Annotated in this window: 1 protein-coding gene; it reads left to right on the plus strand. The window is 72.8% G+C overall.

Translation table 11 applies throughout. The features are described from left to right. A partial coding sequence (locus AC5LSR_RS03185) for an ATP-binding cassette domain-containing protein (RefSeq protein ID WP_493468125.1) occupies positions 1 to 1,484 on the plus strand: 1,484 nt, incomplete at both ends.

Raw genomic sequence — 1,484 nt, forward strand, 5'->3', positions numbered from 1 at the left:
CCGCACATCCGGGCGTTCGTGGACCGGGCGGTCACCTTCACCACCTGCCCCGAGTGCGACGGCACCCGGCTGGGCGAGGCCGCCCGCTCCTCGCGGATCGGCGGGATCAACATCGCCGACGCCTGCGCGATGCAGATCAGCGACCTGGCCGCATGGCTCCGCGGCCTCGACGAGCCGTCGGTGGCACCGCTGCTCGCGGCGCTGCGACAGACCCTCGACTCGTTCGCGGAGATCGGGCTGGGCTACCTCTCGCTCGACCGGCCGTCGGGCACGCTGTCCGGTGGCGAGGCGCAGCGCGTCAAGATGATCCGCCACCTCGGTTCCTCGCTCACCGACGTCACCTACGTCTTCGACGAGCCCACCACCGGCCTGCACCCTCATGACATCCAGCGGATGAACGGCCTGCTGCTGCGGCTGCGGGACAAGGGCAACACGGTGCTCGTCGTGGAGCACAAGCCGGAGACGATCGCGATCGCCGACCACGTCGTCGACCTCGGCCCCGGCGCCGGTGCGGCGGGCGGCGCCGTCTGCTTCGAGGGCACCGTCGAGGGGCTGCGGGCCAGCGGCACCCTCACCGGCCGCCATCTCGACGACCGGGCCGCCCTCAGGAAGACGGTGCGGACGCCCACCGGCCGGCTTCCGGTCCGCGGCGCGGCAACGCACAACCTGCGTGACGTCGACGTCGACATCCCCCTCGGGGTGCTTGTCGTCGTCACCGGTGTCGCCGGCTCCGGCAAGAGCTCGCTCGTGCACGGGTCGCTGCCCTATCTTTCGGGGCCAGCCGGCGCGGGTGTGGTGTCGATCGGCCAGGGCGCGATCCGCGGCTCGCGACGGAGCAACCCGGCGACGTACACCGGGCTGCTCGACCCGATCCGCAAGGCGTTCGCGAAGGCCAACGGCGTGAAGCCGGCGCTGTTCAGCGCCAACTCCGAGGGCGCCTGCCCCACCTGCAACGGTGCCGGCGTCAGCTACACCGACCTGGCGATGATGGCCGGCGTCGCCACCACCTGCGAGGAGTGCGAGGGAAAGCGGTTCCAGGCATCGGTGCTGGAGCACCACCTCGGCGGCCGCGACATCAGCGAGGTGCTCGCGATGTCGGTGACCGAGGCCGCGGAGTTCTTCGGCGCCGGCGAGGCGCGCACGCCGGCCGCGCACGCCATCCTCGACCGGCTCGCCGACGTCGGGCTCGGCTACCTCAGCCTCGGCCAGCCGCTCACCAGCCTGTCCGGCGGCGAGCGGCAGCGGCTCAGGCTGGCCACCCACATGGCCGCCAACGGCGGCGTCTACGTCCTCGACGAGCCGACCGCCGGCCTGCACCTCGCCGACGTCGAGCGGCTGCTCGGCCTGCTCGACCGGCTCGTCGACGCCGGCAGGTCGGTCATCGTCGTCGAGCACCACCAGGCGGTCATGGCGCACGCCGACTGGATCATCGATCTCGGCCCCGGCGCCGGCCACGACGGCGGCCGGATCGTCTTCGAGGGCAC

Source organism: Protofrankia sp. CiP1_Cm_nod4 (genome assembly GCF_982290645.1).